At 67.5% G+C, this 26,206-nt stretch carries 24 protein-coding genes; 7 read left to right on the top strand and 17 right to left on the bottom strand.

Annotated features, from left to right (window positions below):
- Nucleotides 1-4: 4 nt before the first annotated feature.
- Both paaK and AB4Y91_RS01825 read left to right on the top strand, forming a co-directional pair.
- Nucleotides 5-1,342 (top strand): phenylacetate--CoA ligase PaaK, encoded by a 1,338-nt coding sequence (paaK, locus tag AB4Y91_RS01830; RefSeq protein ID WP_441416870.1) that lies wholly within the window; start codon nucleotides 5-7, stop codon nucleotides 1,340-1,342.
- Between the two features lie 96 nt (nucleotides 1,343-1,438).
- The gene (locus AB4Y91_RS01825; protein WP_441416869.1) at nucleotides 1,439-2,050 is read left to right on the top strand and encodes a TetR/AcrR family transcriptional regulator; all 612 of its coding nucleotides are present in this window, start codon (nucleotides 1,439-1,441) and stop codon (nucleotides 2,048-2,050) included.
- Nucleotides 2,051-2,120: 70 nt separating this feature from the next.
- Here AB4Y91_RS01825 and AB4Y91_RS01820 read toward each other — a convergent pair whose 3' ends face one another.
- From AB4Y91_RS01820 to paaZ, 4 genes are all read right to left on the bottom strand, one after another.
- The gene (locus tag AB4Y91_RS01820; protein WP_441416868.1) at nucleotides 2,121-2,492 is read right to left on the bottom strand and encodes a hypothetical protein; all 372 of its coding nucleotides are present in this window, start codon (nucleotides 2,490-2,492) and stop codon (nucleotides 2,121-2,123) included.
- Entirely contained in the window at nucleotides 2,489-2,830 is a 342-nt protein-coding gene (locus AB4Y91_RS01815; RefSeq protein WP_441416867.1) for a hypothetical protein, read from the bottom strand. Before AB4Y91_RS01815 ends, AB4Y91_RS01820 begins: the two co-directional genes overlap by 4 nt.
- Before the next feature lie 207 nt (nucleotides 2,831-3,037).
- Nucleotides 3,038-3,445, bottom strand: a complete 408-nt coding sequence (locus tag AB4Y91_RS01810) for a VOC family protein (RefSeq protein WP_441416866.1) — start codon at nucleotides 3,443-3,445, stop codon at nucleotides 3,038-3,040.
- A gap of 139 nt (nucleotides 3,446-3,584) precedes the next feature.
- A complete protein-coding gene (gene paaZ, locus AB4Y91_RS01805; RefSeq protein WP_441416865.1) occupies nucleotides 3,585-5,696 on the bottom strand; it encodes a phenylacetic acid degradation bifunctional protein PaaZ in 2,112 nt (703 codons plus the stop codon).
- A 161-nt stretch (nucleotides 5,697-5,857) separates the two neighbouring features.
- On the opposite strand from paaZ, the gene AB4Y91_RS01800 reads away from it, so the two are divergent.
- Complete coding sequence (locus tag AB4Y91_RS01800; protein WP_441416864.1) at nucleotides 5,858-6,286, top strand: PaaI family thioesterase; 429 nt, start codon at nucleotides 5,858-5,860, stop codon at nucleotides 6,284-6,286.
- Nucleotides 6,287-6,398: 112 nt separating this feature from the next.
- Nucleotides 6,399-7,124 (top strand): DUF4397 domain-containing protein, encoded by a 726-nt coding sequence (locus AB4Y91_RS01795; RefSeq protein ID WP_441416863.1) that lies wholly within the window; start codon nucleotides 6,399-6,401, stop codon nucleotides 7,122-7,124.
- 36 nt (nucleotides 7,125-7,160) lie between these two features.
- On the opposite strand, the gene AB4Y91_RS01790 is transcribed toward AB4Y91_RS01795, so the two are convergent.
- From AB4Y91_RS01790 to AB4Y91_RS01770, 5 genes are read right to left on the bottom strand one after another with little or no spacing between them, the layout of a single operon-like run.
- On the bottom strand, nucleotides 7,161-8,213 hold the full coding sequence (locus tag AB4Y91_RS01790) for a LacI family DNA-binding transcriptional regulator (protein WP_441416862.1): 1,053 nt from the start codon (nucleotides 8,211-8,213) through the stop codon (nucleotides 7,161-7,163).
- A gap of 43 nt (nucleotides 8,214-8,256) precedes the next feature.
- Nucleotides 8,257-9,708, bottom strand: coding sequence for a glycoside hydrolase family 1 protein (locus AB4Y91_RS01785; protein ID WP_441416861.1), 1,452 nt, complete (start codon nucleotides 9,706-9,708; stop codon nucleotides 8,257-8,259).
- Nucleotides 9,705-10,631 carry a carbohydrate ABC transporter permease gene (locus AB4Y91_RS01780; RefSeq protein ID WP_441416860.1) on the bottom strand — a complete coding sequence of 309 codons (927 nt, stop codon included), beginning with the start codon at nucleotides 10,629-10,631 and terminating at the stop codon, nucleotides 9,705-9,707. Before AB4Y91_RS01780 ends, AB4Y91_RS01785 begins: the two co-directional genes overlap by 4 nt.
- Nucleotides 10,628-11,617, bottom strand: a complete 990-nt coding sequence (locus AB4Y91_RS01775; protein WP_441416859.1) for a carbohydrate ABC transporter permease — start codon at nucleotides 11,615-11,617, stop codon at nucleotides 10,628-10,630. Before AB4Y91_RS01775 ends, AB4Y91_RS01780 begins: the two co-directional genes overlap by 4 nt.
- Nucleotides 11,618-11,620: 3 nt before the next feature.
- Nucleotides 11,621-12,913 (bottom strand): ABC transporter substrate-binding protein, encoded by a 1,293-nt coding sequence (locus tag AB4Y91_RS01770; RefSeq protein ID WP_441416858.1) that lies wholly within the window; start codon nucleotides 12,911-12,913, stop codon nucleotides 11,621-11,623.
- Between the two features lie 402 nt (nucleotides 12,914-13,315).
- Between AB4Y91_RS01770 and AB4Y91_RS01765 the strand changes: the two genes are divergently transcribed.
- The gene (locus AB4Y91_RS01765; RefSeq protein WP_441417831.1) at nucleotides 13,316-15,139 is read left to right on the top strand and encodes an adenylyl cyclase; all 1,824 of its coding nucleotides are present in this window, start codon (nucleotides 13,316-13,318) and stop codon (nucleotides 15,137-15,139) included.
- A gap of 50 nt (nucleotides 15,140-15,189) precedes the next feature.
- Here AB4Y91_RS01765 and AB4Y91_RS01760 read toward each other — a convergent pair whose 3' ends face one another.
- From AB4Y91_RS01760 to AB4Y91_RS01730, 7 genes are all read right to left on the bottom strand, one after another.
- Complete coding sequence (locus AB4Y91_RS01760; RefSeq protein WP_441416857.1) at nucleotides 15,190-17,793, bottom strand: S1 family peptidase; 2,604 nt, start codon at nucleotides 17,791-17,793, stop codon at nucleotides 15,190-15,192.
- A 9-nt stretch (nucleotides 17,794-17,802) separates the two neighbouring features.
- The gene (locus AB4Y91_RS01755; RefSeq protein ID WP_441417830.1) at nucleotides 17,803-18,519 is read right to left on the bottom strand and encodes a tyrosine-protein phosphatase; all 717 of its coding nucleotides are present in this window, start codon (nucleotides 18,517-18,519) and stop codon (nucleotides 17,803-17,805) included.
- A 28-nt stretch (nucleotides 18,520-18,547) separates the two neighbouring features.
- The gene (locus AB4Y91_RS01750; RefSeq protein WP_441416856.1) at nucleotides 18,548-19,183 is read right to left on the bottom strand and encodes a GNAT family N-acetyltransferase; all 636 of its coding nucleotides are present in this window, start codon (nucleotides 19,181-19,183) and stop codon (nucleotides 18,548-18,550) included.
- A 75-nt stretch (nucleotides 19,184-19,258) separates the two neighbouring features.
- Nucleotides 19,259-20,146 (bottom strand): 3-hydroxyacyl-CoA dehydrogenase family protein, encoded by an 888-nt coding sequence (locus AB4Y91_RS01745; protein WP_441416855.1) that lies wholly within the window; start codon nucleotides 20,144-20,146, stop codon nucleotides 19,259-19,261.
- A 52-nt stretch (nucleotides 20,147-20,198) separates the two neighbouring features.
- Nucleotides 20,199-21,011, bottom strand: a complete 813-nt coding sequence (locus tag AB4Y91_RS01740) for an enoyl-CoA hydratase/isomerase family protein (RefSeq protein ID WP_441416854.1) — start codon at nucleotides 21,009-21,011, stop codon at nucleotides 20,199-20,201.
- Nucleotides 21,011-22,222, bottom strand: coding sequence for a thiolase family protein (locus AB4Y91_RS01735; protein ID WP_441416853.1), 1,212 nt, complete (start codon nucleotides 22,220-22,222; stop codon nucleotides 21,011-21,013). Before AB4Y91_RS01735 ends, AB4Y91_RS01740 begins: the two co-directional genes overlap by 1 nt.
- A gap of 124 nt (nucleotides 22,223-22,346) precedes the next feature.
- Nucleotides 22,347-23,015: a pentapeptide repeat-containing protein gene (locus tag AB4Y91_RS01730; protein WP_441417829.1), complete on the bottom strand. Its 669-nt coding sequence runs from the start codon at nucleotides 23,013-23,015 to the stop codon at nucleotides 22,347-22,349.
- Nucleotides 23,016-23,220: 205 nt separating this feature from the next.
- On the opposite strand from AB4Y91_RS01730, the gene AB4Y91_RS01725 reads away from it, so the two are divergent.
- A complete protein-coding gene (locus AB4Y91_RS01725; protein ID WP_138768393.1) occupies nucleotides 23,221-23,397 on the top strand; it encodes a CsbD family protein in 177 nt (58 codons plus the stop codon).
- Nucleotides 23,398-23,512: 115 nt separating this feature from the next.
- A complete protein-coding gene (locus AB4Y91_RS01720; protein ID WP_441416852.1) occupies nucleotides 23,513-24,283 on the top strand; it encodes a dienelactone hydrolase family protein in 771 nt (256 codons plus the stop codon).
- A gap of 144 nt (nucleotides 24,284-24,427) precedes the next feature.
- Here the strand turns inward: AB4Y91_RS01720 and AB4Y91_RS01715 are convergent, their stop codons facing one another.
- A complete protein-coding gene (locus AB4Y91_RS01715) occupies nucleotides 24,428-25,888 on the bottom strand; it encodes an amino acid permease (RefSeq protein WP_441416851.1) in 1,461 nt (486 codons plus the stop codon).
- Between the last annotated feature and the right edge of the window lie 318 nt (nucleotides 25,889-26,206).

Below are 26,206 nucleotides of genomic sequence, written 5' to 3'. Positions count from 1 at the left end.
ACAGATGACCACCCCCACCGCCGAATCTGCCCTCGCCCCCAGTGACGCCGTCCTGGACCGCGAAGAAACCATCTCCCGCGACGAGCTCGAGGCCTTGCAGCTCAGCCGCCTGCAGCACACCGTGGCGTACGCCTACGACCGGGTCCCGCTGTACAAGCGGAAGTTTGATGAGGCCGGTGTGCACCCCACCGACCTGCGCGAACTCTCGGACCTGGGGAAGTTCCCTTTCACCACCAAGGAAGACCTCCGGCTCGAGTACCCCTTCGGTATGTTCGCCGTGCCGCAGCACGAGGTGGCCCGGATCCACGCCAGCTCCGGCACCACCGGCCGCGCCACCGTGGTGGGCTACACCAAGAAGGACCTCGCCGACTGGGCCAAGCTGGTGGCCCGCTCGCTGCGCGCCTCCGGCGTCCGGCCCGGCATGAAGGTCCACAACGCCTACGGCTACGGCCTGTTCACCGGCGGCATGGGCGCCCACGCCGGCGCCGAAGCGCTGGGCTGCACCGTCATTCCGATCTCCGGCGGCCAGACCGAGCGCCAGATCACGTTGATCCAGGACTTCAAGCCGGACGCCATCCTGGCCACCCCGACGTACCTGCTGACCATCGCGGACGCCATGATGAAGCAGGGCATCGACCCCGCCTCCACCTCGCTCAAGTACGCCGTGCTCGGGGCCGAGCCGTGGACCGAAGAAATGCGGCACGAGCTTGAAGTCACCATGAACATCAAGGCCTGCGACATTTACGGCCTCTCTGAGGTCATGGGCCCCGGCGTCGCCGGCGAGGCCGTGGAGACCCAGGACGGCAGCCACATCTGGGAGGACCACTTCCGGCCCGAGATCATCGACGCCTTCGACCCGTCCGTGGTCCTGGGCGACGGCGAGCCCGGCGAACTGGTTTTCACCTCGCTCACCAAGGAAGCCCTGCCGATCATCCGGTACCGCACCAAGGACCTCACCCGGCTGCTGCCCGGCACCGCCCGTCCGGCGCACCGCCGGATGGGACGCATCACTGGCCGCAGCGACGACATGATCATCCTGCGCGGCGTGAACCTGTTCCCCTCGCAGATCGAGGAAATCGCGCTCCGCATCCCCGAACTCAGCCCGCACTTCCAACTGGAGCTCACCCGTCCGGAGGGGCAGCGGATGGACCAGCTGACCGTCAAGATCGAACGCCGCGAGTCGGTCACGGTCGAGGGCAGCGCGACGGCGGCGAAGGTGCTGCAGCAGCAGATCAAGATCCACGTCGGCTCCTCCTGCACCGTCGACGTCGTCGAGCCCGGTTCACTGGAGCGCTCCAACGGCAAGCTGCGCCGGATCTACGACATGCGCCCCAAGGCCTGACCCGCCCCGTTTGTCCAGCCACCGGCCGGCCCGGCAGGAGTGTCCTTCGAGGCCACGCTGCCGGGCCGACCGACCGTTCATGAGAAACTAGCGAGTATGCCCAGCACAGCAACCACCACCAAGCGCGGCCGTCCCGGCTATGACCAGCAGTCGGTGCTGCTGATCGCCGTCGATGTCTTCAACCGCCACGGCTATGACGCCACCTCGATGGGCATCCTCGCCGAGAACCTGGGCATCTCCAAGTCCGCGATCTACCACCACGTGCCGTCCAAGGGCGATCTGCTCAAACTCGCCCTCGACCATGCCCTCGGCGGCCTCGAAGCCATCCTGGACCGGCCTGAGGCGCGGACCGGCTCGGCCGACGCCCGGCTGGAATTCGTGGTCCGCGAGACCATCTCCGTCCTGGTGGAACGGCTGCCCTTCGTCACCCTGCTGCTGCGGCTGCGCGGCAACACCGAGATCGAGCGGGACGCCCTGGAACGCCGGCGCACGTTCGACCACAAGGTGGCCGCCCTGATCTCGGCCGCCGGCGACGAGGGCTCGCTGCGCCAGGACATCGACCCCCGCACCGTCACCCGCCTGCTGTTCGGCACCATCAACTCGATCGTTGAGTGGTACAAGCCCGGCGGGTCCCTCTCCCCCGAGAAGCTGGCCGACGACGTCGTCGCCATGGCGTTCCACGGCCTCCACGTCCCCAGCAAAGCCTGACGCCGCCTCCGGGGGCACCGTTAACGGCCGCGGGCAGGCGGTGTCGCCCTCAAAGCCCGGCGGGTCCGTGTCAACCTGCCCCCGCAAGGCCGGGAAACCCGTTCACGGCCACGAACCAGCCCATGTACAGCAACACGGCGGACAGCGGAAGCACTGCCAGCCCAAGCAGGATCGAGTAGTCCTTGGCGCGGAGCAACGCTGCAAGGTTGACTACCAGCGTGCCGGCCACCACGAGGCCCTGGAAAACGCTGTTCGCGACCACCGCCCGGGGCGACTCGAACATGCCGCCGGCACCCACCAGTAACGTCACGAGGTACCAGGACGGCAGGACCCAGACCGGGAAAGCAGCCATCGCGAGGTCCAGGACCAGAGCCACATTGCCGATGCGGGTGCGTGGCAGCCAGGCAATCTTGCGGCCGCGCGCCTTGGAAGGCACCGTCACGGGGCCGCCCCGCCCGGGGTCGAAGTGAGCCAGCCAAGGAAATACATCAGCGCAGCCGACAGCAGCACGGTAAAGGCCGCGACCAGGAGGGAGCGTTCCTTCGCCCGGAGCAGGGCAGTCCAGAGCGCCGCGACGGAACCCACCAGCATGGCTACCACCACGTCGTCGGCGGCTCCCGCCCTGAACACGGCCTGCCCCAGCACCAGGAGCACCCAGACGGGCGAGAGCACCGTGAGGTAGGCCAGCGTCAGGGCCACCTTGCCGGCCCGGGTGGTGGGGAACCAGACGACGCGACGGATCAGGGTTTCGGATACCGGCCCGGAAGACGACTCAGTCATGTCTGCGCGCCTCGCCTCCGCCATCCGGGAATCTGGTCTCAAGCTACGCCCGGGGTGCGTCCCGGGGACAGGACCGACCGGCCCTAGCCGCGGCCCCGGCCCGGGACACAGAACAGCGCCCCGGCAGGCCGGGGCGCTGTTCTGCAATTCCGTTCCGCAATTCCGTTCTGCAGCGGGAGCCCGCAGCCGGGAGCCCGGAGCCGCCGCTCAGAGCTGGTAGTCGGCTGCCGTGGTGATGTTCTCGTGCACGCAGAGAATGTTGTGCTCGGAGTCCATGAACCAGGCGCACTTCTCGGAATCCGTTGTGCAAATGTGGTTCTCGGTCTTGAGATCAGGGAGGTTGTAGTCCTGGAACGTGACGCCCCTGGCTTCCATCTCCCTCACGGTGCGTTCGATCTCGCTGACTTCGAAACTCAGGGTGGTGTGCTCCGAATGCTTTCCATCCTTGACTGGCATCAGTTGCAGCATCGGGCCGCCTTCTGAACCAAATAGTTCGCTTCCGTCGTCTGCCACGCCACGGTGCGGGAGCCCCAGGGTGTCCGCATAGAAATGCCGGGCACGCGCTACATCATCGACTGGCAGGACTGTTGTGGCTTTGTTGAGTACTAGGGACATTTCGCCACCTCCTACGAGCACGATTTTACGCCGGGGCAAAGTGGAAAGACCCGCCCCTCCGCGGTTGCTCTATCACCTGTGGTTGCCATTCGAACGTCGCGGCAGCCATAAGTGATAGAGCAACGGGCGGGGCGAGGGGTTACTTCTCGACGAGGGTCAGGACGTCGTAGGTGGCGACGATTTCATCGTTCTGGTTGGTCAGGACGGCGTCCCAGGCCACCTCGCCGTACTCGTCGGTCTCGCGCGGGGTGATCTTCTTGGCCGTCAGGGTGACGCGGATGGAGTCACCGGCCGCGACGGGCGTGATGAAGCGCAGGTTCTCCAGGCCGTAGTTGGCCAGGACCGGACCCGGCGCGGGCTCCACGAACAAGCCGGCACCCCAGGCGAGGAGCAGGTAGCCGTGCGCCACGATGCCCGGGAAGAACGGGTTGGCTGCCGCCGCTTCCTGGTTCGTGTGGGCGTAGAAGGTGTCGCCGGTGGAGTTCGCGAACTTGGTGATCTCCTCCAGCGAGACCTCGCGCAAATCGGAGCGGATGGCGTCGCCGATGTGCAGCGTGCTCAGGTGCTTCCGGAACGGGTGCTGGCCCTCGGTCTCGAGGGTGTAGTTGCGGTCCGCACCGGTGTGCCAGACGCCCGTGACGGCCGTGAGCATGTTGGGCGAGCCCTGGATGGCGGTGCGCTGCATGTGGTGCATGACCGAGCGGATGCCGCCCAGTTCCTCGCCGCCGCCGGCACGGCCCGGGCCGCCGTGGACCAGGTGCGGGACCGGGGAGCCGTGGCCGGTGGAGCTGCGGGCGTCCTCCCGGTTGAGCATGAGGACGCGGCCGTGGTGGGCCGCAATGCCGGTGACGAGCTCGCGGGCCACCGCCGGATCGTTGGTGCAGACCGAGGCGACCAGCGAGCCGCCACCGCGCGCGGCGAGGCGGACGGCGTCGGCGAGGTCCGTGTAGCCGATCACGGAGGAGACCGGGCCGAAGGCCTCGAGCGAGTGGACCTCCTCGGCTTCGGGGTCGGCCCAGCTCAGCAGCACCGGGGACATGAAGGCTCCGCCGTCGACGACGCCGACGCTCCCGTCCGCGCTGGTGACCTTCGGCGAGTCGAGGGTGCCATAGGCGAGCTCGCCCCCGGCGTCGAGCATCGACTGGACGGCGGCCCGCACGTCGGCGAGCTGCTCACGGGAGGCGAGGGCGCCCATCGTGACGCCCTCGGCGCGCGGGTCTCCCAGCACGACGCGTTCGGTGATCCGCTCCCCCACGGCGGCGACGACGTCTGACACCAGGTTCTGCGGCACGATCGCGCGGCGGATCGAGGTGCATTTCTGGCCAGCCTTGGCGGTCATCTCGGTGACGAGGGACTTGATGAAAGCGTCGAATTCCGGGGTCCCCTTGACCGCGTCCGGGCCCAGGATGGCGGCGTTGAGGGAGTCGGTTTCGGAGGTGAAGCGGACGCCACCCTTGACCACGTTGGGGTGGGACTTGAGCGTGTTGGCGGTGGAAACCGAACCGGTGAAGGCGACAAGGTCGCGGTAGTCGAGGTGGTCCAACAGGGTGCGGACCGAGCCGGAGACCAGCTGCAGCGAGCCCTTGGGCAGGATGCCGGATTCATCGATCGCCTTCACCACGGCCGCGGCGACGTAGCCGGTGGGGGTGGCTGGCTTGACGATGGTGGGGACGCCGGCGATGAAGGCGGGGGCGAGCTTCTCGAGCATGCCCCAGACCGGGAAGTTGAAGGCGTTGATCTGCACGGCGACACCGGGGATCCGGGTGTAGATGTGTTCGCCGGCGAAGGAACCGTCCTTGGACAGCACCTCCATGGGCCCGTCCACCACCACCTGGGCGTTGGGCAGCTCGCGCCGGCCCTTGGAGCCGAAGGTGAAGAGCACGCCGATGCCGCCGTCGATATCGATCATCGAGTCGATCTTGGTGGCGCCGGTCTGCGCGGAGAGCGCGTAGAACTCGTCGCGGCGGCCGTTGAGGTACTGCGCCAGTTCCTTGAGCTTGAGGGCGCGCTGGTGGAAGGTCAGCTTCCCCAGTTCCGCTTGGCCGGTGGTGCGGCCATAGTCGACGACGGCGGCGAGGTCGAGGCCCTCGGTGCTCACCTTTGCCAGGAGTTCGCCGGTGCTGGCGTCCAGGACGGAGGCGGCTCCGGCGGCAGAGGCTGCGTCGGGGGTCCACCACGAGTTGCGGATGAAGCTGGGGACGATCTCGACGGTGCCCACTGAGGGTTCCGGAGCTGTTGCAGTGGTGGTCATCGTTGACGGGTCCTTCCAACGCGGGGCAAGATCGACACGGCCAGCGCATTACTGACCGTCCGTTCGGTAATATGTCTACAGTACATGAAGGAGCCCTGCGGCACACTAGTAGCGGCGGGCCCGACCGGCCCATGACAGGCCAGAGCCCCAGAGGAGACGCAATGACGCCCGACCCCCGCAACATTCAAAGTGGTACCGAGCTGTGGAAAATCACCCTCGGTGAACTTGACGAGAAGATGGGGGTCAAGATCGTTGAGCAGTCCGTGGAGCGCGTCGTGGCAACCATGCCGGTGGAAGGCAACCGCCAGTCCTTCGGCCTGCTGCACGGCGGCGCCTCACTGGCCGTCGGCGAGGCCGTGGGTTCGTGGGCCTCGGTGATCCACGCCAGCACCCTGGGCAAGACCGCCGTGGGCGTGGACGTTTCCGCCACGCACCACAAGTCCGCCCGCGAGGGGCTGGTCACGATAACCGCCACCCCGATCCACCTCGGCAGCACGGTGACCACCCACGAGGTGCTGATCACCAACGAGGCCGGGGAGCGGCTCTGCACGCTGCGGATCACCAACCTGCTGCTGGACCGCAAGGGCTGAGCGGGCCGGGGCAAAAGGTCCGACCGTCTGCATCCAAAGAGGGGCGCCGGCCGGTAGTAACGGTGTAAGCAAATCACCGCCCGGATCCGGGCAACTCAATGAGGAGTTTGAAATGCGTAAAACCGTTTATGCCGCCGGTGCCGTGTCGATGGCGGCCGCCCTCGCGTTTGCCGCCCCGGCCCAGGCCGGCGGGAAGCACGACGGCGGCAGGCACCACGGCGACGATGCCGTCCTGTCCGTTTTGCACGGAGTCCCCGGCCTGACCGTGGACGTATGGGTGAATGGCAAGCTCACCTTGGACGACTTCAAGCCCGGCAAGCTCGCGGGCCCGCTGAAGCTCGAGGGCGGCAATTACAAGATTGCTGTCACGGCCGCCAACGCCAAGAGCGCCGACGACGCGGTGATCGGCCCGGTCGAGGTCAAGCTCAGGGAGGGCCGGAACTACACCGCCGTGGCCCACCTGGATGAGGACGGGGATCCCACCGCCACCCTGTTCAAGAACGACACCTCGCCCAGCCCTCGGGGTGAGGGGAAGCTGACGGTCAGGCACGTGGCCGCGGCGCCCGCCGTCGACGTCCTTGCCGGCAAGACTGCCGTGATCGAGGACCTGACGAACCCGGACCAGGAAGTGCTGACGCTGAAGGCCGGGAAGGTGTCCGCCTCGGTCGCGGCCGCCGGGACCACCAAGCCCCTGATTGGCCCGGCGGACATTCCGGTCGCCGCGGGCAAGAACACGATTGTCTACGCCTGGGGCAGCCTCAAGAAGGGCAACCTCGGCGTAGCGGTCCAGGTAGTCGACTCGGACAAGTGGCGGGATCACGGCCGGCACGGCCGCTAAGCGGCCGGTCCTGCCTGCTCGCTGGAAATTCCCGGCCTAGCCGGGGGTGCTGCTTTCCCTGACGACGAGGCGGGCCGGGAATATCAGCGGGTCCCGGCCCGTCCCCGGATCTTCGATGTCCGCAAGAAGCAGGCGGCCCGCCTGGGCTGCCATTTCTACCGTGGGCTGGTTGATCGTGGTCAGGGGCAGCTCGCCCGGCGCGGCCAGGTGGTCATCGAAGCCGACGACGGCGACATCCCCGGGCACCGTGCGCCCGGCGGCCAGCAGGGCCGTTATGGCACCGCGGGCCATGAGGTCGGACGCAGCGAAAATGCCGTCCACACTGCTGTCCTCGGCCAGCAGCCGTTCGGCCGCTTCGGTGCCGCCGGCAGGGGTGAAATCCCCCTGCGCGACCGGCCCCGGCGGCAGCCCGGCTTCCCTGAGGCCCGCTTGCCATCCCTCCAGCCGGTCCGCGGCTGCCGTCATATCGAGCGGTCCGGTGATGGTTGCCAGCCGGGTGCGCCCGGCTGCCGCAAGGTGAAGCGCGGCCAGGCGGCCGCCTTCGAAGCTGTCCACGTCAACGTAGTGGATCCCCAGCCCGGTATCCCACGGCCTTCCAATGAAGACAGTGGGCAGCCCCGCGGCGGCAAGCTCCTCGGTCCAGCCGTCTGCTTTATGGTGCGAGACGACAATGGCACCGTCGACGTGGCCTCCACGCAGGTACCGAAGCGTCCGGGAGGGATCGCCGCCGGCCCGGGACATCAGCAGGACCAGCTGCATTTCGGTCTCACGCAACGCCTCCGTCACCCCGGTGATGACGGCCGCGAAGAACGGGTCCATCATGACCCGGGCATCGGGTTCGTTGATCACCAGGGCGATCGAGGAAGTCCGGCGGGTGACGAGGCTGCGCGCGGCCCGGTTCGGGGTGTAGCCCAGCGAGATGACCGCAGCGTCCACCGCGGCCTGAGCTTCCGGGCTGACCCGGGAGCCGCCGTTGATGGCCCGGGAGGCGGTGGAGCGTGACACTCCCGCCGCCGTCGCGAGGTCTTCAAGGGTGGGGCTAAGTCTCGCCGGTCCGGCCCGGAGACCCGCGTGCTTCTGTTCGCTCATCACTTTGAGAATACGACATGCCCGGTCTCCGCAGGGACGGGCCCTACCGTGCCGGCAAGGCGTTCGCCGCCGCCACCCCCGAGTACCAGAGTCCGCTGGCCTTCGGGATCCGCTGCTGGGTTTCATAGTCCACCCGGACCAGACCGAAACGTTGGTGATAGCCGTACGCCCACTCGAAGTTGTCCAGCAGCGACCAGGCGAGGTAGCCGCGGACGTCGGCGCCGGCGTCGATCGCGGAGCGCACTGCGCGCAGGTGCGCGTCGAAAAAGGCCAACCGCTCCTGGTCATCGACGAAGCCGTCGGTGTCGGGAGCGTCCGGGTACGCGGCGCCGTTTTCCGTCATGTAGATCGGGATGCCGGCCGGGCCGGTGTACTCAAGCTGCAGCCGGGTCAGCAACCGGTACAGCCCCTCGGGTTGCACCTCCCAGCCCATCCCCGTCACCGGCAGCCCGCGCGGCACGGAGTGCACGTCCTCCGCGGAAACGAACGGCGTTGCCTCACGCCTGTCGGCCGACGCCGGGGCGGCCTGCGCCGTGGTGGTCACGGTGTCCGGTTGGACCCGTTCTTCGGCTGCCGCCGCCTTGGTCAGCGCCTCGCCCTGGTAATAGTTGACCCCCAGCAAATCCACGGGCGCCGAGATGACAGCCAAATCACCGTCCTGCACCACGGTGTCGAAGCCGAATCCGGCGACGTCGTCCAGCACGTCCGCGGGGTACTGGCCACGGAAGATCGGGTCGAGGAAGATCCGGTTGTGCAGCCCGTCGATCCGGCGGGCCGCATCCCGGTCCTCCGCGGAGCCGGGGTCGGCAGGATCGGCGACAGTGAGGTTCAGGGTGATGCCAAGGCTCGCTGCCGGATCACGCCGGCGCAGTTCCCTGACGGCGAGCCCGTGCCCGAGCAGGAGATGGTGGGCAGCGGCGAGGGCTGCCCGCGGTTCCTGCCGTCCCGGGGCGTGGACGCCTGCGGCGTAGCCGAGGAACGCCGAACACCACGGCTCGTTGAGCGTGGTCCAGATGCGGACCCGGTCGCCGAGGGCCTCGTGCATCACGGCCGCGTAGTCCGCAAACAGCCGGGCGGTCTCGCGGTTGGCCCAGCCTCCCTCATCCTCCAGGGCCTGCGGCAGGTCCCAGTGGTAAAGCGTCAGCCAGGGTGTGATGCCTGCGGCGAGGAGTTCGTCCACCAAGCGGGAGTAGAACGCGATCCCCTCGGGGTTCGGCGTCCTGCCGTCGGGCATGCAACGTGCCCACGACGTCGAGAAACGGTACGCCTTTAGGTGCAGCGACGTCATCAACTCCACGTCCTGGCCCGAGCGGTGGTAGTGGTCGCACGCCACGTCACCGTTGTGGCCGTCTGCCACGGCGCCCGGAACCCGGGCGAAGGTGTCCCAGATCGAGTCCTTCCGCCCTCCGGTGTGGGCGGCTCCTTCGATCTGGTAGGCGGCCGTGGCCGCGCCCCAGAGGAATCCGTCGGGGAAAGTTAGCTCGGTGGTGCTCATCCTTTGACTGCTCCTTGCATAATTCCTGAAACGAGTTGGCGACCGGCGGCGATGAAGAGCAGCAGCAACGGGACGGTGGCCAGCACGGCACCTGCCAGCACCACCGAATAGTCCACAAAGTGTGCGGCCTGCAGCAGCTGCAGCGCCACCGGGAGGGTCGGGTTGGAAGGGTCCAGCACAATGAACGGCCAGAAGAAGTTGGTCCAGGTCGCGACGAAGGTGAAAAGCGCCAGCATCGCCGCGGCCGGTCGCGCCGCGGGGAAGCCGACATACCAAAAGGCCTGGATCATGGAGGCCCCGTCCACCCGGACGGCCTCAATGAGTTCGTCCGGGAGGGCGTCCCGTAGATACTGGGTCATCCAGAACACCCCGAAGGCCGTCACCACGCCGGGGAGGATCACCGCCCAGAGGGAACCGGTCCAACCCAGCTTGGCCATCACAATGAACAGCGGAACCACGCCCAGCTGGGTGGGCACCGCCATTGTGGCGATCACGAAGACCAGAAGCCCCCTGCTGCCCCGGAAGCGCAACTTCGCGAACGCGAAGCCCGCCAGGGTGGAGAAAACCACCACCGAGGCGGCCGTGACCGTGGACACCAGGACGCTGTTGCCCATGGCCTTCCAGAACGGGATGCTGTCGAAGACTTTCGCGGCGTTGGCCACGAAGTTCCCGCCCGGCAGGACCGGGACACCGCGACTGAGCACCGTGCTGTCATGGCTGCCCACCAGGAACGACCAATACAGCGGGAACAGCGACGCCAGCAGGACCGTGCCGAGGACACTGTAGGTCAGCGCCCCGGGACGGCGCTGACCGCCTGCGCCGCCCCGGTTGCGCGGCCGGCCGGTTATGCGGTTCGGCCGCTTGGCCGCCGCCTTGGCCGCACCTTTGCCGGCGGTTTGCCGGATCATGGGGATGGAGCTCATTTGCGGCCTCCCTGGCTGGCGATACGCCGTGTGAGTAGATAGTTCAGGAGGGCAATCAGCACAATCATCAGGAACAGCAGCCACGCGACCGCAGATGCCCTGCCGAAATTGCGCTGTCCCCAGCCCAGTTCCCAGATGTACATGGTCAGCGTCTGCCACTGCCGGTCGGCGCCCCCGAGCCCGGATTGGTCGAACACCCGCGGCTCGTCGAAAATCTGCAGCCCGCCGATCGTGGACGTGATGGCCACGAAAATCACGGTGGGCCGGAGCATCGGAACCGTCACGGACAGGAACTGCCTGACCCGGCCGGCGCCGTCGATGGTGGCGGCTTCGAAGACATCGCGGGGGATGGCCTGCATGGCGGCAAGGAAGATCAGTGCGTTGTAGCCGATCCAGCGGAAATTCACCATCGTGGCGATGGCAATGTGGCTGGCGAGTTGCTCGGAGTGCCAGCGGACCGGGTCAAGGCCGACGAGTGCCAACAGCTCATTCACGAGGCCAAACTGGTCGGCGAACAGGTTGTTGAAGATCAGCCCGACCGCCACCGGGGCGACGACAAAGGGCACCAGGACGCCCATCCGCCAGAACGTTCTGGCCCGGAGGTTGGCGTCCAGCGCGGCCGCAATCAGCAGCGCCAGCACCACCTGCGGCACGGACGAAAGCAGGAAGATGCTCAGCGTGTTTCCTACCGCGTTCCAGAAGTACGGCTGCGCGAGGACGAAGCCGAAGTTCTCCGTCCCGACGAACTTGCCCTGCCCGCCGATCAGGTTCCAGTTGTGCAGGGACACCCAGGCTGTGTAGAGCAGCGGAAAGAGTCCCGTGAGGGCAAACAGCAGGAAGAACGGCGAGATGTAGAGGTAGGGCGAAAGTTTGACGTCCCACCGAGACATCCGTTGCGAGAACGCGAGCCGCCGGACGCTCCTCTTGCCGGGTATCTCCTCGTCAGCCAGTTGGCTCTGGGGCCTGACCCGGTCCGTTACCGACATGACCTACAGGGACTTCACAGCGGTGAGGAACTTCGCCCAGGAGGACTCGGCGTCGTCCTTCTTGTCCACGTCCACGCGGGTGAGGGCCTGCTGCATGGCGTCGTTGATGGCAAAGAACTTCGGGCCCTTGAACGGGGTGGCGCCCACGGCCTTGGCCCGCTCGGCGAAGATCTTTCCGGTGGGGGCGTTGTTGAAGAACTTGTTGGTCTGCCCCAGCAGTGCCTCGCTGTCGAGCGCCTTGACCTGGCTCGGGAAGTTGCCCTTGGCGGTGAAGGCCTTGATCTGCTGCTCCGGGGCGGTCAGCCAGGCGGCGAGCTTCTTGGCTTCGGCCTGGTGCTTGCCCTGCGCCGGCACGGTCAGGTACGAACCTCCCCAGTTTCCGCCGCCGCCGGGGAAGACGTTGGCGACGTCCCAGCCCTTGACGCCGGTGGCGTTGCCCTCGATCACACCGAGCATCCAGCCCGGGCAGAGGGTGGTGGCGAACTTCTGGGACTGGAAACCGGCCACCCAGTCGTTGCTCCACTGGCCCAGGTGCGCGGAGAGGTTGTCCTTCGTCGAGGCGTTGAGGACCTTGGTGTAGACGTCCTTGACGGCGGGGTTCTCGGCGGCAATGACAGTGCCGTCCTCGTTTTCGTAGGCCTTTTCCAGCTGGTTGCTCATGCCCTGGTAGATGGCTCCGGCGGAATCGAACCAGGCCGCGCCGGTCTTCGCGGCGACAAACTTCTTGCCGGCGTCGAAGTAGCTGTCCCAGGTGGTGCCGAGCATCTTGGCGACGGATTCGCGGTCCGTCGGCAGTCCTGCCGCCTTGAGCAGTGCCGAGTTGTAGCAGACAGCCTCGGGACCGGAGTCTGTGCCGTAGCCGATCAGGCGGCCGTCCTGCGTGGTCGCCGCCTCGGTCTTCCAGTCCAGCCAGCGGCCTTCGACGGCGGGATCCTTCAGGTCCACGAACTGGTCCGGATACTGCTTGAGTTCGGAGAGCCAGTCAACCTCGATAGCTTCGACGTCCGAGAGGCCCGATCCCGCCGCCAGGCGGGTGGTCAGGTTGTCGCGCGCTTCGTTGGTGGTGGCGGCTTTCTTGTGCTGGATCTTGACGTTGGGGTTGAGTGATTCGTACTCCTTGAGCAAGCTCTCGTAGCCGAACTCGTTGAACGTGGCGAGGGTGAGGGTTACAGGCTCCTTCCCCGTCTCGCCGGTGGGTGCCGCGGCTTTGGGGGCGTCTGCTCCGCAGGCGCTCAGGGCAAGGGTGAGGCAGGCAGCCGACGCCGACAGGGCGGCGAGCTTGCGGGAAAATTTCACGCGGGGACTCCTTTGTCAGGGTATGGCACGAAGAGTGCGGGGCGATGCGCCCAGAGCTGGGAGCGCTCCCGTGACTCGCATGGGAGCGCTCCCACGAGCATGGTGTCGCACATCACAATGAATTGTCAAGGTGGCGCCCTTGGCGGAATCGGGGCCCTTGCCGGGCCTTGAGGCCGGTGTTAGGCTTCCCGGCGGGAGCGCTCCCACACCGTGCCCTTCCCGGCAGCGGGGCGCCTGATTCCCTTTTGCTCCACTCCACAGCCCGTGCAAAACCGCACCCCAACGAGAGCAGGACAAGCAATGCCGCTAGCCCACCTCCGCCGCCACCGCGCGGCCCAATCCACGTCGTTCCGGGCGCCAACGCACCACCAGAGACGGCTGCTGGCCGGCGCGGTAGCGGTGATGCTTGGCGTGCTGGGCGCCGCAGCCGCCCCCGCCGCCAACGCCGCTCCGCCCCCGGCGATGAACCCGGCAGTGAACCAGGCGAAGACCACGCCTGCGCCGGCCCCCGACTTCGGCCCCAACGTGCGGATCTTCGATCCCGGCATGCCGGTGGCCGCCATCCAGGCCGAGGTGGACGCCATAGCGGCCAAACAGGTCGACGACGAGATGGGCACCAACCGTTATTCCCTGCTGTTCAAGCCCGGCACCTATGGCAGCCCGGAAACGCCGCTGATCATCCAGGTGGGCTATTCGACCGAAGTGGCCGGCCTGGGCGCCTCACCCACGGACGTCACCATCAACGGCCATGTGGACACGTACAACCGGTGCCTGACCGCGGACAACTGCATCGCCCTGAACAACTTCTGGCGCTCCGTCTCCAACCTCACCATCAATGTCACCGGTCTGGAGGGCTGCCGCAGCTCGGCGAACTTCTGGGCGGCTTCGCAGGCATCGCCCATGCGGCGGGTCAACATCACCGGCGGCAACCTCTCCCTGATGGACTACTGCACCGCCGGCCCGCAGTACGCCAGCGGCGGCTTCATTTCCGATTCAAAAGCCGGCACGGTCATCAACGGTTCGCAGCAGCAATACCTGGTCCGCGACAGCAGCATTGGCAGCTGGTCCAACGGCGTCTGGAACCAGGTCTTCTCCGGGGTGAACGGGGCTCCGGCCCAGTCCTTCCCGAACCCGCCGTACACCACCCTGGCCAGCACCCCGGTCAGCCGCGAGAAGCCGTACCTGGTGCTGGATTCCGGCGGGGGGTACAACGTTTTTGTTCCCTCGGTGCGCAAGGATTCCGCAGGAACCACGTGGGAAAACGGCCCGACGGCGGGCCGCAGCATCCCGCTGTCCGACTTCTTCGTGGCCAGGCCTACCGATTCCGTCCAGACCATCAACTCCCAACTGGCCCGCGGCAAGAACCTGCTGCTGACCCCGGGTGTCTACGACATTGATCGAAGCATCGAAGTCAAGCGTGCCAACACCGTCGTCCTCGGACTCGGCATGGCCACCCTCACCGCCGTCGACGGTTCCGTGCCGCTGACGGTCGCGGATGTCCCCGGCGTCGAAATTGCCGCCGTCACCGTGGACGCCGGCGAGAAGAATTCACCGGCACTGCTTCGCGTTGGCACCCAGCGTGCCGCAAAAGGCAACGCCCGCGCCCACAACGGCTGGAGCGATCCCGCCAACCCCACCACCCTCCACGATGTCTTCTTCCGGATCGGCGGGCCCCACGTCGGCAAGGCCTCGCTGAGCCTGGAGGTCAACAGTGACGACGTGCTCCTGGACCACATCTGGGCCTGGCGCGCCGACCACGGAAACGGCGTGGGCTGGACTACGAACACCGCAGACAACGGCGTCATCATCAACGGCGACAACGTCACCGCCACCGGCCTGTTCGTCGAGCACTACCAGCAGTACAACGTGATCTGGAACGGCGAACGCGGGAAGACCATTTTCTTCCAGAACGAGCTGCCTTACGACGCGCCCAACCAGGCCGCCTGGCAGCACGACGGCGTACTGGGCTGGGCTGGTTACAAGGTCGCCGACTCGGTTCGGACGCACGAACTCTGGGGCGGCGGCAGCTACGTCTACAACAACGTCGACCCCACCATCCACGCCACCCGCGGATTCGAAGTGCCGGTAACGCCCGGCGTGAAGCTGCATGGCCTGCTGACGGTCAACCTCGGCGCCGGGACCCTGGACCACGTCGTCAATGACACCGGCGCAGCCGTCTCGACAGACGCCGTGGGGGTGCCCAGCTACGTCGCCGATTTCGGTTAGGACGCCTGCGGGCGGGAGCCTTCCGGCCCCGCCCGCCGGCACCGGCGCAGCTAACGCACCGTCCGGCGTCGCCCTAGTGCGATGCAGGCCCCGCCGAGCAGCAGGGCCGCCGCCGCCAAAGCTGCGGCAGGAAGCACGCCGTTGGCTCCGGTGCTGGCGAGCATCGCGGGGCTGCCCGGCTGCTGCGGAGTTGAGACACGGGCGCCCGCTGCCGCCGTCGGAGGAATGTTCCCTGCCATGGCTGCGGACGCCGGCGGGCTGATCGTGAACCTGGCCCTAAGCGGTGACGAGGCGATCCCGTCGACGGACTGGGTTACGGACAGTGTGTGCAGCCCCACGGCCAGGCCGGCGGGGAACCGTACACTCCAGCGGCCGCCAGCCACGAGGACATGCGGGACCAGCGAAGGGAACACCGACTTCGTCCCCACGCCAGATCCGCCCTTCTGCACGGCACCGATCGGCTGTCCGTCAATCAGCACGGTGACCGCTGCGCCGTCGACACCCGTCCCGGAAATCGCATCGGGCAGCAAGTCCTGGCGGAACGAGACCCCGTTCCACTGTCCGGCGACAGCGGGCGCCGGCGGCGGCACCGTGAACACCAGCGTGGCTGGCGGGCTGTCCACGTGGCCGGGCGCCGTCTGGACCGCCGAGACCGAGAGCTTGCCGTACACCCGCTGGCTTCCCACCGAAACACTCCACCGGCCCTGCGGCGAAACCTTCGCGGAACCGGTCAGCTGGCCCGAAAGGACCACGGTGTTGCCCGGGGTGCCCGTTCCTTCGACGCGATCCAGCGCCGCGAGGCTGGATCCGGAGGCGGGGGCACTGATCTCCGGCGCGAGCAACCCGGAGACCTTGAGGCTGAACGCTGCGGCCCCTGACCGGCTGTGGCCGTTGACGGTCTCAGCCGTGAATTGGAACGTTCCTTCCGACGCTGGCGCGTTGAAGGACCAGCTTCCCGCCGCGTCCACCGGGATTTCGACGGCGTCCTGGTCCGGGCGAAGCAGGCGGACCGTGGAGTTCGCGGCGACGCCCGAGGCGGGGGCGGCAGGCACGCGCCCCCGAATGAGGCTGCCCGGCAACACCGTGCCGGTGTCCGGTGTCCCCGCAAGTTCGGGCTTGTTCAAGAACAGCTGGAGCTGGACGGGGCCAGGAATGGAGCCCAGCGCATCGTCGAGCGTTGTCGCGACCGCAAAGTTCTGCGCCGCGCCCCGGGGTTCCCCGGCGGAGTGTGTGCCGACGGCAAAGTTTCCGCTGATCCAGGGCCCCCCGGAGTCTCCACCGCTGGATTGGACGTCATAGGACAAGAAGCCCTTGAAGGCCCTCAAATCTCCTGCCGCGGTGGTGCGTCCTCCCACAACGTAGACGCCGGTTTCCGCTACCTCGCCGCAGGACCATCCGGTGGTGCGGCCGGACCGGCAGACAGCCTGGCCCTGGTACGGCGCTGCGGTGCCAATGATCTTGACGGAGGTTTGTCCCGGGTTGGCCGGGGTCTTCCACGTAGTGGCGGAGGGCTGCACCTTGAGCCCGGGCCGCAAATCCTTGATCACGGCAATGTCGGTGCCGATGTTGCCCGGACTCGACTCTGCACCGGTGATCGGCGAGTTATCGGGTCCGCCGAACTGGCTGAACCCGAACGATCCCAGGGGTTCGAGAACGGCCGGCAGCGAGGTGGTCGCTCCGCCGGCCGGCGCCGCGGTGGGCGGCTCGACGTCGGCCTTTGCCGCCGTTCCATCTTCGGCGCAGTGCCCGGCAGTCAGCACCAGCGGCAGGCCGGCGGGATCAAAAGCCCCGAAGCCGGCAGAGCAGATCGTCATCTTGTCGATCACGTAACCCTGCCCGCCGAAGTAGTCGTCTTCGGTCTTGATCGGAGCGCCCTTTTCCAGTTTCACGTTGGCGTAGCGGGACACGAAAGCTGCGGCCGAGATCTTTCCGGGGGCGGGCGCCGGCGCCGGGTCGAGGCTGCCGGGCGCCAGGGCCGCCGAGGTCCACGCCTCGGCTGTGTTGGTGCCGCCGGTGCGGACGATGAAGTGGCCGTCGGCGTAAGCCACAGCCTGCAGCCCGGCAGGACCGACCTCACGGACATACGCCTGGAAGAGCTGCTCGGCACTGCCGGCGACGAGTTCCGGCTTCACGGCTGCGGCCGGCGTGGCGCCTGGTCCCGTGGGAGCGGCCAGCGCGGAGGTCTTCAGCGCGGGCGCCTCGAGCGCGAATTCCGCCGGGCCGGCCTGGTTCAGTTCGTCGATTCGGGCTTGGAGCTCCACGCCGGAGCCTTCGACCACGATTTTTCCGTCCCGCAGGACAATCCCGACATAGCCAGGCAGGCCGCGCAGGGAGGGTGCAGCCTCGGCGGCCCGCTTGGCCTGCGCTCCGGCGGCGTTGAACTCCGCCAGGGTCATGCCCAGGTCCCGTCGGATCGCCTCGGCGAGCCCGGCGTCGCTGATGCCCGGTTCTGGCGAGGACGCAGCGGGTTCAACCGGCGCCGTCGGCGCGAGGGCCGCCTCCGAAGTGGGGCTGGGCGAAGGGGAAGGGGACGCCGTAGCGGGATTAGGGGACCCGGCCTCTGCCAAGGCGGGGACAGCCACAGACGACCCCGCGAGCGCCACGGCGACAGCCGCCGCTGCCCGGATTACCAGCGCGTACGTGGGAGTCTTCACCCGGTTACTCTAGTGCCCCAATTTGCCCCGGATGGCAGTCAACTCAGGAACCGTTACCCCATTGTGGCCCAAAAATTCGGCAGTTTTCAGCTGCCGCACAAAGCGCAGGAGGCTTTCCTGGCGCGCCTCGATCAGCGGCGCGAGGATCTCCTCGGGCAGGTACCGCTCATGCGGATGCGGGGTTGCGGACAGCCGGTGGTGCTCGTTGATGCCCCGCATGGCGCGTGCGTAGGACAGGGCGATGGCGTCCTCCCCGGCTCCGGCGAGGTCCTGGAGCATGGCGGCGATCATGCCGCTGCGGTCCCGGCCGGCCGAACAGTGGATCACGACTCCGCCGGGGGCTGCCGCGACGGCTCTGAACACTGCGGCGAGCTTGCCGGGGAAGATCCTGGCGTTGTCCGGATAGGACGCCGGGTTGTTCAGGTAAGGAACGCAGAGCGCGCGGAATTCAGCGTTGCCGGGATCCTCGGTGGGGGCGTGCACGACGTCGAACGCCGCCAGGGTCGCCTCGCCCACCCGTGGATCGGTGTCGCGGCGGCGGATCTCATCCGGGTTGCGGAGGTCGATCACGGTCCGGATGCCGCCGTCGTATGCCTGCTGCCAGCCGGTCTCGGTGAGCCATTCGCGGCGGCCCATCCGGTACACGCTGCCCGCAACGTGCCAGGCGTTGACGGCCCCGTCCCAAGTGACAGACCCGTCGCTGTTGACGGCCCCGTCCCAGTTCATGGGCTTCACGGCGCCGCCCTCCGGCCGGCTAGCCACGGGACTCGTCCCGCCGCTTCCCCAGCCGGAACTCCAGGCCGCTGCGTACCATCGGCCATTCATGTTCGAGGATGGAAAACACCACGGTGTCGCGCAGCACGCCGTCGGCCGTGCGGCTGTGGCTGCGCAGCACGCCGTCCTGTTTGGCGCCCAGCCGGGCAATCGCCTCGCGGGACTGGTGGTTGAGCCAGTGCGTGCGGAATTCGACGGCGGGGCAGCCGAGCGTCTCGAAGGCATGACGGAGCAGCAACAGCTTGGAGTCCGGGTTGCTGCCGCTGCCCTGCGCGGAGGCGGCGTTCCAGGTGGAACCGATCTCCACCCGGGGTGTGGCGGCGTCGATGTTCATGTAGGTGGTCATGCCGATCACTTTCCCGGGGCCGCCGGTGGCCGGGTCAAGCAGCCGGGTGGTGAACGGCAGCATCGAGCCTGCCTGCTGCAGGGCCAGCCGTCGATCGATCTCGGCCGCCATGGCCTCCGGGGCGGGGACGGACGTGTACCAGAGTTTCCAGAGCTCGCCGTCCCGGACTGCCTCCACCAGGCCGTCGTGGTGGGCATGGCTCAGCGGTTCCAGCACCACGTGCTGGCCGGTGAGGGTGATGGGTTCAATGCGCGGCGGGGCGGTAGTCACCGCACCATCCTAGGCATGCCGGCCCCTCGCTGGCGCCCGGACGGATCCCCCAATGAGCATCCGTCCGGGACCGGCTCAGGCGGTCCAGTCGAAGAAGCCCTGGCCGGTCTTGCGTCCGAGTTCGCCGCGGGCCACCTTGTCCCGGAGGATCTGCGGTGGCGCAAAGCGCTCGCCCAGGGTGGAGGCCAGATACTCGGCGATGCCGAGCCGGACGTCGAGGCCGACGATGTCGGTGGTGCGCAGCGGACCGGTCGGGTGTTTGTAGCCCAGGACCATGGCGTTGTCGATGTCCTCGGCCGAGGCGACGCCTTCCTCCACCATGCGCATCGCCTCGAGGGCGATTGCGACGCCCAGCCGCGAGGAGGCGAAGCCCGGGGCGTCATTGACGACGACGGCGGTCTTGCCGAGCGCTTCGACCCAGCCGCGGGCGGCCTGGGCGAGGGCCTCGCTTGTCTGCTCGCCGAGGACGACCTCGATCAGGGTGGACGCGGGAACCGGGTTGAAAAAGTGCAGGCCCAGGAAGTTCTGCGGGCGCTTCAGCTCGCGGGCCAGGCCGTTGACGGAGAGCGAGGAGGTGTTGGAGGCGAGGTACGCGTCCGTGGCGAGCCGCTCCTCGATCCCGCGCAGCGAGGCCACCTTCAGGTCCCAGTCCTCGGGTACGGCCTCGATGACCAACTGCCGGTCCTTGAAGTCGTCGTAGTCCACGGTCACGGAGAGGCGGGAGACCATCTCGTCGAGGTTGCCGTCGGTGGCGCCGCGCTCGATACTCTTGGCCGCCGCGGACTCCACGCGCTCGCGGGCCGCCTCGGCAGACTCCTCGTCACGCTCGACGACGAGCACGTTGGCGCCGTTGATCAGGAAGGCATGGGCGATGCCCGCGCCCATCCGGCCGCCGCCGAGCACCCCGACAAAGTCGGGAAGGCCAGTGGCAGGCAGGTTGGCGGGGAGTACCGAGTTGCTCATATCTACTTCTTCCGGTCTGGATTGGGGCCTGGCGTGGCGGCTGGCTTGTTGCTCACTTCGCGGCTGACTCTTGGGCTGATTTCTTGGCTGATTTCTTGTCCGATTTCTTGTCCAGGAAAGCCTGCATACGGTCGAACTTCGCCTGCGATTCGAAGAGGATGCCCTGCGCCAGCTGGTCGATCAGCGGGTGCGCCTCAGCCGGGGCATGGAACACGGACTTGGTGATCCGCACCGCGAGCGGGTCCTGCTGCGCGATCCGGTCCGCCAGCGCGTGGGCGGCGTCCATCAGCTCCGCGGGTTCGTGCACCTCGGTGATGAGCCCGACCGCGAGCGCCCGGTCGGCGCGGAGTACTGCGCCGGCCAGGAGGATGTCCTTGGCCACCGGCTCCCCCACCAGCTCCTTGAGGCGCCAGCTGGCCCCGGCGGCGGCGAGGATGCCGAGGCCCGTCTCGGGGTTGCCGATCCGGACCCCCGGGGTGCCGATCCGGAAGTCGGCGGCGTAGGCCAATTCGGCGCCGCCGCCCAGGCAGAAGCCGTCGAGGGCCGCGATGACCGGCATCGGCAGCTTGGCGATCCGGACGAAGATGGTGGAGTTGATGCCCTGCAGGGCGTCGTCGCGGCGGCGTTCCCGCAGCTGCGCGATGTCGGCGCCGGAGGCGAATACGCCTTCCGTGCCGGCAAGGATCAGCACCTTGGGGGTCTGCTCGAGGTACGCGCAGACGCTGTGGAGCTCATCGACCATCTGCTGGTCGATCGCGTTGCGGACCTCCGGGCGGTTGAGCAGGACCACCAGCCGGTCCTCGCGCTCCTCGACCAGGAGCGTGCCGAAGCCTGCGGTGTCCAGGCCGCCGGGCCGGGCCGCCATTAGACGCGCTCCAGCAGCATGGCTGTGCCCTGGCCGACGCCGATGCACATGGTGGCGAGGCCGATTTTGGCGTCTTCGCGCTCCATCCGGCCCAGCAGGGTGATGGCAATCCGGGACCCGGACGAGCCGAGCGGATGGCCCAGGGAGATCGCGCCGCCGTCGCGGTTCACAATCTCCGGATCGAGGCCGAGCCGGCGCATGCTGGCCAGCGACTGGGTGGCGAAGGCCTCGTTGAGTTCGACGGCGCCGAGGTCACCGACGTCGAGCCCGCTTCGGGCGAGGACCTTCCGGGTGGCCGGGACCGGGCCGATGCCCATGATCTCTGGCTCGCAGCCGGCCGAGGCGCCGTCGATGATGCGGGCCCGCGGGGTGAGCCCGAGCTTCTGGATCGCGGCCTCGGAGGCGACGATGATCGCGGAGGCGCCGTCGTTGAGCGTGGAGGAGTTGCCGGCGGTGACCACGGAGCCGCCCGCGACGACGGGGCGCAGCCCGGACAACACGTCCATGGTGGTGCCGGCGCGGGGGCCTTCATCGGTGTCCACGACCGTCTCGCCCTTGCGCGTCTTGACGGTCACGGGAACGATTTCGTCCGCGAAGCGGCCGGCGGCAATCGCGGCGAGCGAACGCTCGTGTGAGCGGACGGCGAACGCGTCCGCGTCCTCGCGGGAAATGCCGTCCACGCGGGCGACTTCCTCGGCCGTCTCCGGCATGGAGTAGGTCATCTTGCCGTCGCGGGAGAGCTCGCCCTTCTGGAACAGCGGGTTGGCGAAGCGCCAGCCGATCGAGGTATCGAAAATTTGGCCCGGCTTGGCGAAGGCGGTCTGCGGCTTTTCCTGCACCCAGGGGGCGCGGCTCATGGATTCGACGCCGCCTGCGATGACGATATCTGCGGCGCCGGACTTGATCATCTGGCTGGCCATGATGATGGCGCTCAGGCCGGAGGCGCAGAGCCGATTAACGGTAATGCCGGGGATGTGGAGCGGTAGTCCGGCCAGGATGGTGGCCATCCGGGCGACGTTGCGGTTCTCCTCGCCGGCTCCGTTGGCGTTGCCGAGGATGACCTCGTCGATGGCGTCCGGGTCGATCCCGGCACGGGCGACAGCTTCACGGACCACCAGCGCCGCCAGGTCATCGGGCCGGACCGCGGAAAGGGCGCCGCCGTACCGTCCCACGGGAGTGCGGGCACCGCCAACAAGAAAAGCCTCGACCATGAGAACATCCTTCACCAAGGGAGCAGGGCCGGCAGCAGAGTAAATTACCGACCGTTCGTTCTATAAAGATTACACAACGGGTCAAGGCGGTCAACCGGACGGCCCCGGATGACGTGGCGTCGACTCAGGCCACGGTGATGCCCAGGTGGCCGGCCAGCAGCGGGGCCAGCAGGCTGAGCTGGTGCTCGTCGACCACGATGCCGGCGAGGCTGCCGAGGCCGCTGAGGGACCGGAACTCCGTGCCGCGCAGGTCGAAGTCCTTCAGTCGCGCTCCACTGAAGTCCAGGCTGCCGATGGTGCAGTTCTTCAGCGCCACCCGGGTCGCCGTGCAGGAGCCAAGGTCCAGTTCGTTGATGATGCAATCGCTGATCTGCACGTCCACCAGCTTGGAGCCGCGGAGGTTGACGTAGTCCAGCTTGCCGCCGTCGATCCGCACCGACTGCCAGCCGCTTTCATACAGTTCCGCCGACCCCCAGCGGGGGTTGCGGAGTTCGACGTCGCGCAGGCTTGAGCGCGCCGCCGTGAAGACCGGGGCGTAGATCTCGGCCAGGACGCAGTCGCGGAAACTCGCGCCGCGCAGCTGGGTTTCATTAAAGGAGGCGCCGGAGAACTCGCACTCGGCGAAATCCGTGCCGCTGAGCTCCAGCCCGTCCGCGGCCGCGCGGGTGTACCGGACGCCGTCGTAGCGCTCCCCGCGGCGGAAATCGGGGGCAGGATCCTCCGCGAGGTCCGCCAGCTGGACCGGCGTGAGGCGCGGGGCGGTGACTTTGGCTGCGCCGGAGGGCTTGGCCATCACTGTAACTCCGCCTTGGCCGCGGTCTTGGCTGGGACAGGGGTGGTTGTGGGCTCCATGGTTTCGAGCCTAGCCGGGCGGATCGAAAACCCTGGGCACGGACCGGATCGAATGATCTCGCGAAAGGGCTTGAATTAGTAAGCATGCTTCGTGTTATGGTGAAACTGCGTTGAATTTCAACCGGAAACGAAAGGTGGAGTACACCATGGGTATCGGAGACAAGATTCAGAACGAGGCGGAGCACCTCGGCGGCAAGGCCAAGGAAGCTACCGGAAACGCCACGGACAACGACCGCCTGAAGGCCGAAGGCCAGAAGGACCAGGTCGTCGCCGACGCGAAGAAGGTCGGCGAAAACGTCAAGGACGCCGTCAAGCGCGACTAGTCCTAAAAATCGACGGCGTCGGACATTCCTTTGGGGGATGTCCGGCGCCGTTTTTTGTGCCCGGATGCAAGACTGTCCGAACACGACTCCCGCACGACCCGACCTAGGAGTGCCCATGGCCAGGAATGCCGCCAACCGGGGCGAAGACCCGGACCCGGCCCTGCATAACGTCGACCTCAGCGGGGCCAGCCTCGCCGCCGGCGGCTCCCCGCGGCTCCGCGGCTACCTGGCGGAACCGGAAGGGGACGGTCCCTTCCCGGCCGTGCTGATGATCCATGAGGCGTTTGGCCTGGATGGCATCACGGTCCGGCACGCAGAGCGGATGGCGGCCGCCGGCTATCTCACCCTGGCTGTGGACCTGTTCAGCGACGGCGGGGCGCGCCGCTGCCTCGTCTCGACCATGCGTTCCCTGGCTGCCGGGCAGGGTCGCGCGTTCACGGACCTGGCGACGGCGCGGCAGTGGCTGTTGGACTCCGGCCGCACGACCGGGAAAATCGGCGTCATCGGGTTCTGCATGGGCGGCGGCTTCGCCCTGCTGCTGGCCAATGACGGCTTCGATGCCGCGGCGGTGAACTACGGCAGGCTGCCCAAGGACCCGGAAACGGCGCTGGCGGGCGCCTGCCCGATCGTGGCCAACTTCGGCGCGAAGGACCGTTCCCTTTCCGGGGCGGCGGCACGGCTGACCTCCGTGCTTGAGTCCCTCGGCGTTGAACACGACATCAAGGAATTCGCGACCGCCGGCCACTCGTTCCTGAACGATGAGGAAACGGAACCCAGGCCGCTGCGTCCGCTGTTCCGCGTCCTCGGCGTCGGGCCCGATCCGCAGGCCGCACCCGCGGCCTGGCGCAGGATCGAAGACCATTTCGCCCGGCACCTGAAGGACTAGGCGCCAGATCCCGCATCGGCTGCCCCAACGGTGCCTTTTGCAGCCCCGGAACGGCCGTTACGGAGCAGTCGATGGAACAAACGACGGCGGCGGCCACCTTGTTCGGGTGGCCGCCGCCGTCGTTGGTCATTCAGGACCGGAGCCCTAGCTGAAGAGCTGGCTCTTCGGTTCGTTGTTCTTGACCTTCTGCCAGCCGAGCCAGAGGACCACCGCGAAGAACGGGATGGTCGCCAGGGTCCACAGGCCCAGCGGGAAGACCTCCCCGGTCTTGCTGGTCATCGTGTCGAAGCCGATCAGCACGGTGATGGCCAGCAAGGCCACCAGTCCGGCCCAGCTTGTCCACGGTGAGCCCGGCATGGGCAGGGAGGACACGTTGCCCTTGGTCTTGCGCAGCGCGATCTGGCTGGCGAAAATCGAGCCCCACGTGAAGATCACGCCGATCGAGGCGGTGTTGAGTGCGAGGTCGAAGGCGTGCGAGCCGCCGAGCCAGATGTTGAGCAGGATGCCGACCAGGTAGACCGAGCCGATCGCCAGGATCGCGGCGTAGGGGACGTGGCTCTTGGACATCCGGGTCAGCCACTGCGGGGCATGCCCGTTGTTGGCCATGGTGCGGAATATCCGGCCAATCGAGTACAGGCCCGAGTTGCAGGACGACAGTGCGGCGGTGATCACGATCATGTTCATAACGTCGCCCATCCACGGCAGGCCCATCTGGCCGAAGACGGTGACGAACGGCGAGGTGCCGGCCTTGTACTGGTCCGAGGGCAGCAGCATCGCCAGGAGGGTCACCGACCCGACGTAGAACACGACGATCCGGATCACGACGGCGCGGATCGCCTTCGGGACCTCCTTGGCCGGGTCCTCCATCTCGCCGGCGGTGATGCCGACGAGCTCGATGGCGTTGTAGGCGAAGATCACGGCGTTCAGCACGAGGATCATCACGAGGGCGCCCTTGGGGAACATGCCGCCGTCCGCCGCGAAGAGGTTGTTCACCGAGGCGTGGCCGTCGCCGACCTTGGCGTTGGTGACCACCATGAAGGTGCCGACGGCCAGGAAGATCAGGATGGCCGCGACCTTGAGGACGGAGGCCCAGAACTCGAACTCGCCAAACGCCTTGACGCTCAGCAGATTCACTCCGACGAGGAGCAGCAGCGCCGCGATGGCGGTCAGCTCCACCGGCACGTTGGGGAAGAAGAACTGGAAGTACAGCCCGATCGCGATCAGCTCGGCGATGCCGGTCATGGCCCAGTTGATGAAGTACATCCAGCCGGACAGGTAGGCACCCTTCTTGCCGAACATCTCACCGGCGTAGCTTACGAAGGAGCCGGAGGTCTGGCGGTACATGATGAGCTCGCCAAGGGCGCGCATCAGCAGGTAGGCGATGACGCCCGCAATGGCGTAGGAGAAGATCAGCGCGGGGCCGGTCGAAGCCAGGCGGCCGCCGGCGCCCATGAAGAGGCCGACGCCGATTGCGCCGCCCATGGCGATCATGGTGACCTGGCGGCCGTTCAGGGACTTCTTGTAGCCCTCGGCGCTGAGGGTCGAGTCGACGACGGCGGATTGCGCCGGCGCGCTCTTAACGTCTGTGGAAGTACTTTGTGGCACAACAGTTCCTTGTAGGTCGGGGTATTGCCGGGACGGGAAGGCGGCTCCGGGAGCAGAAGTACGGACCCGGCCTGTGCCCTGAGCCCAGGAAACGGGCAGGGTTTTAGACCGAAACTCACAACGGGTCGCAGCGTCGCGCGGCACGTCCATAGTACTAGCTTTCGGCGCCGCACCGTGACGCGGGCTACACCCGGAACCGCCGAAAATACGAAATTAAAACAACGTTTTGGCGCAAAAGCGCTGGTCAGGCCGAGGTTTCCATTACTCTGAGCGAACCGGCGGGGACGTTCCCGCTGGTTCGCCTGCAACGTCACTGCA

Source organism: Arthrobacter sp. YAF16, assembly GCF_052113385.1.
In the GTDB taxonomy this organism is placed as follows: domain Bacteria; phylum Actinomycetota; class Actinomycetes; order Actinomycetales; family Micrococcaceae; genus Arthrobacter.
Note: the sequence above shows the minus strand (reverse complement) of the source record. Positions and strands in the feature narration are given on the sequence as shown.

Excerpts from the sequence above, each read along its gene's own strand:
- paaK (WP_441416870.1), top strand. The coding sequence starts at position 5 with ATGACCACCCCCACCGCCGAATCTGCCCTCGCCCCCAGTGACGCCGTC.
- AB4Y91_RS01825 (WP_441416869.1), top strand. The coding sequence starts at position 1,439 with ATGCCCAGCACAGCAACCACCACCAAGCGCGGCCGTCCCGGCTATGAC.
- AB4Y91_RS01815 (WP_441416867.1), bottom strand. The coding sequence starts at position 2,830 with ATGACTGAGTCGTCTTCCGGGCCGGTATCCGAAACCCTGATCCGTCGC.
- AB4Y91_RS01810 (WP_441416866.1), bottom strand. The coding sequence starts at position 3,445 with ATGTCCCTAGTACTCAACAAAGCCACAACAGTCCTGCCAGTCGATGAT.
- paaZ (WP_441416865.1), bottom strand. The coding sequence starts at position 5,696 with ATGACCACCACTGCAACAGCTCCGGAACCCTCAGTGGGCACCGTCGAG.
- AB4Y91_RS01800 (WP_441416864.1), top strand. The coding sequence starts at position 5,858 with ATGACGCCCGACCCCCGCAACATTCAAAGTGGTACCGAGCTGTGGAAA.
- AB4Y91_RS01795 (WP_441416863.1), top strand. The coding sequence starts at position 6,399 with ATGCGTAAAACCGTTTATGCCGCCGGTGCCGTGTCGATGGCGGCCGCC.
- AB4Y91_RS01790 (WP_441416862.1), bottom strand. The coding sequence starts at position 8,213 with ATGAGCGAACAGAAGCACGCGGGTCTCCGGGCCGGACCGGCGAGACTT.
- AB4Y91_RS01785 (WP_441416861.1), bottom strand. The coding sequence starts at position 9,708 with ATGAGCACCACCGAGCTAACTTTCCCCGACGGATTCCTCTGGGGCGCG.
- AB4Y91_RS01780 (WP_441416860.1), bottom strand. The coding sequence starts at position 10,631 with ATGAGCTCCATCCCCATGATCCGGCAAACCGCCGGCAAAGGTGCGGCC.
- AB4Y91_RS01775 (WP_441416859.1), bottom strand. The coding sequence starts at position 11,617 with ATGTCGGTAACGGACCGGGTCAGGCCCCAGAGCCAACTGGCTGACGAG.
- AB4Y91_RS01765 (WP_441417831.1), top strand. The coding sequence starts at position 13,316 with ATGCTTGGCGTGCTGGGCGCCGCAGCCGCCCCCGCCGCCAACGCCGCT.
- AB4Y91_RS01755 (WP_441417830.1), bottom strand. The coding sequence starts at position 18,519 with ATGAACTGGGACGGGGCCGTCAACAGCGACGGGTCTGTCACTTGGGAC.
- AB4Y91_RS01745 (WP_441416855.1), bottom strand. The coding sequence starts at position 20,146 with ATGAGCAACTCGGTACTCCCCGCCAACCTGCCTGCCACTGGCCTTCCC.
- AB4Y91_RS01740 (WP_441416854.1), bottom strand. The coding sequence starts at position 21,011 with ATGGCGGCCCGGCCCGGCGGCCTGGACACCGCAGGCTTCGGCACGCTC.
- AB4Y91_RS01735 (WP_441416853.1), bottom strand. The coding sequence starts at position 22,222 with ATGGTCGAGGCTTTTCTTGTTGGCGGTGCCCGCACTCCCGTGGGACGG.
- AB4Y91_RS01730 (WP_441417829.1), bottom strand. The coding sequence starts at position 23,015 with ATGGCCAAGCCCTCCGGCGCAGCCAAAGTCACCGCCCCGCGCCTCACG.
- AB4Y91_RS01725 (WP_138768393.1), top strand. The coding sequence starts at position 23,221 with ATGGGTATCGGAGACAAGATTCAGAACGAGGCGGAGCACCTCGGCGGC.
- AB4Y91_RS01720 (WP_441416852.1), top strand. The coding sequence starts at position 23,513 with ATGGCCAGGAATGCCGCCAACCGGGGCGAAGACCCGGACCCGGCCCTG.